We start from the raw sequence: 3,042 nt of genomic DNA, 5'->3' as shown, positions 1-3,042 counted from the left end.
CCGCGAGTCAAACGAGGTCACTATGGCGATTCCGACGATCGAAAAGCGAGAGGAATACGTCAGCTTCGCAGAGCATTGCGTGAAGTTGGCAAGACAAACGAATGATCAGGAATCTCGCCGCATTCTGCGCGACATGGCAGCAGAATGGCTAAGACTAGTAGACACGGCCGACCATTAATCAAAAACAGCCCCAGTATTAAACGGTCCACTTCGTTTCGGGCAAGGCGCGCTATTTCGGAATACGATGTCGCCACCGAAAGCCACCGATTTCTCTATCCGGCGGGTCCGGTTGCATTCGCGGACCGCGTCGCGATTCCGGTGAGTTGCGATGACGATTAAGTGTCACTGTCACCGCAATTCCTACTGATAGAGAACATTGCCGTTCGCCCAGACCAGCAGGGCAAGGGCCTCGGCGACAAAACTGCTGCGGCACGCTGAGGACGGCGCGCGTTTGCTCGGTGTCGACGAGACGCGCCTGCAAGGCGGGAAATCAAAACTCGGGATTGTCGGAGCGAGGAAGTTCGGCATCGCCGCGGCGAAAGAAGTCGACATCGACGAAACGGAAAAGGTAAAGGCTTGCTAGCTACTTGTCGGACCCCCACGCCGAATAATATTCATCACGTCAGCAACGAATATACACATGGCTCTTGAACCGTCGTCGTATGAAAGCGCGGGAAACACTGGTTTGACGATGTCGCAACAGAAGCCTAACGGGTTGCTTTCATTGGGTCGCTGGACTGCTAAGGCGTGAATGGCAAGCAGGTTTACCTATGGTCTTCCATAGCAAGCCGCAGCGCCATCGGGATGCGCTGTGCTTTTCCGCCTGAGATAAAGGCCACGCGTACACGCGCCGTGACTAAGAGATCGCCTGCGCGCCTGCATTCCTGCAGCAAGGTAATTGACGCGCCTCTCACCTCTTGCGGTAGCGTGACGACGTCAAGCACGTCGTCCAAGACCGCCGGCTTTAGAAAATCGATCGTCATCGAACGGACAACAAAGGTAAAGCCGGGCGCATCGTTCCGCGCTTCTTGGAGCAGCGCTCGCTGATTGGTTCCGAGCAGGCGCAAGTAATTCGTTCTGCCGCGTTCCATGAAGCGCAAAAAATTCGCATGATAAACAATTTGGCCAGAGTCCGTATCCTCAAAATAGACGCGGACCCGCATCTGATGGCGCCCATCGCGAATTTCACCGTCGAGAGAGGCTGTCAAAGTGCGATTCCCGTCATTGCGGTTCCGAGAACCAATTGTCTTGCACAGAGGCGCTTTTCTGAGCAAGCATCAAAACTCCGGGCTTGGCTCCTGCAGTCGGAAGCTCCAGCGCCCTGCCGTGTGAATGCTGCATGCACTTTGCCGGGGATAAATAGCGGCCAGCCACTGGCGCAGCCCCTTCCTGCGCGAGTTGGCCGGGCTGATCGCGCCCCTGAGGACACCGTTCGTCGGTATCTTCGACCGCTTGCGTTGGACATAGTGCTTTGCTTGTATGTCACACCTCGCTGCCGCGTTCGATGCCGTGATTGGAGGGCGGGTTATCTCTCGATGCCACGTTCGCTATGCAACGGTGAATGGTCATCCGGTCAATGAAATCCGCGCAGGTCTCAGCTTCGCCTTCAAGGAGGAAGGAGATACCACGCCGTTGAAGCCGGGCGTGACCTTCGGCAATTGGGGGCTTTCGCGATGAAAAGAGCGGTCTTCGTGTCGACATATGCCTACATAGCTCTGCGGCGATTGAGCGCGAAGCCCACGGCCAAAGCCGCGATCATGACGATCTGGGCTGCGACGGTCTGTTTGGTCGGAAAGAGGCCGACCAGAGAAAGGCGCGGCACAACGTGTAGCGGCGCGATGCCGACGATGCCGGCCTCCTGCAGCGCCGATATGCCCTTCCCCGCGAGCACGACCGTCAGGACCGCCATGAGCCACGAACTGTAGGTAAAGAACTTGCCAATCGGCAGGCGGCGGCTGTAGCGCAGCATAGCCCAAGCGATGAACGCCAGCGCAGCACATGCGCTCAGAGCGCCGGCGAGGATCGCGCTGCCATTTCCCTGGCTCCAGAGCGCCGCATAGAAAAGGATGGTTTCGAAAACCTCGCGGTAAACGACGATGAATGCCAGCGCTAACAGAAACCAGGCCGACCCGCCGGACAGCGCCTTCGACATCTTCTCTTGGATGTAGCGCTGCCACTGGTCGGCTTGCGCCTTGCCGTGCATCCAGATGCCGACCAAGAGTAGGACGACAGCGGCAAAAACCGACCCGAACCCCTCGGTCAATTCCCGGCTCGCCCCGCTGATGCCGATCACCCAGGTTGCGACAACCCACGTAAGAAAGCCCGCGACCAGGGCGCCTATCCAGCCTGCATGGACGTACGGCATGACGTCCATCCGCTCGGCCTGGCGGAGAAACGCGATCATGGCCACCACGATCAGTAGCGCTTCCAACCCTTCGCGCAGCAGGATGGTCGCGGCGCCGAGGAACGTAGACAGTCCGCTGACGGCATTCGGCGAAAGTGTCGCCTGTGCATCGTCGAGAAGGCCATCAAGGACCTGCACGCGATCGGATAACGCGTCGGCGGTCTCTCCGCCCTGCACGGCTGCGCGGTACTCGCCCATCAGGCCCTCGATCCGCTCCATCAGGGTGCGGTCGCTCACACTCAACGCCGGCTCGATCGGCTCGAACCCGTCGAGATAGGCGGACAGAGCCAACTCGCTGGCGCGCCGGCGATCGCCTATCCGGACAGCATCGACGCTCTCCGACAGGCGGCTGCGCACCATGGAAAGGGCGCTATCCTGTTGCGCAACCGCGTCCGGATGGCGACGCAGATACGCCACGAGCGCATCGGCCTTTTCCTGACCAATCTTGCCAGCGAGTGCAGCGGGCGTCGTCCCGATGAGCGTCTTCAGATCGGGAATGAGCCGACGCAAGGAAGCGTCTTGCTTCCACAGCCGTTCGCCTTCGTCGGCGGCGGCGTCCGGGAAGGCGAAGCGCCCGGCGTAGAACGCTAGGGCCCAACGATCGTCTGGCGGCAGACCATCGAAGCTTGGCATCGACG

General features: G+C 59.6%; 2 protein-coding genes. Both read right to left on the bottom strand.

Going from position 1 to position 3,042, the window contains the following annotated elements; genetic code table 11:
* Nucleotides 1-764 precede the first annotated feature (764 nt).
* Nucleotides 765-1,208: a YbgC/FadM family acyl-CoA thioesterase gene (locus WB528_RS16885; protein WP_423889550.1), complete on the bottom strand. Its 444-nt coding sequence runs from the start codon at nucleotides 1,206-1,208 to the stop codon at nucleotides 765-767.
* Between the two features lie 497 nt (nucleotides 1,209-1,705).
* Nucleotides 1,706-3,042 (bottom strand): FTR1 family iron permease (locus WB528_RS16880; protein WP_423889549.1); only part of this gene is annotated, 1,337 nt, incomplete at its 5' end.

The organism is Bradyrhizobium sp. (assembly GCF_049586575.1).
GTDB lineage: Bacteria > Pseudomonadota > Alphaproteobacteria > Rhizobiales > Xanthobacteraceae > Bradyrhizobium.
The sequence above is the reverse complement of the archived record's forward strand: the minus strand, read 5'-3'. Positions and strand labels throughout refer to the sequence as shown.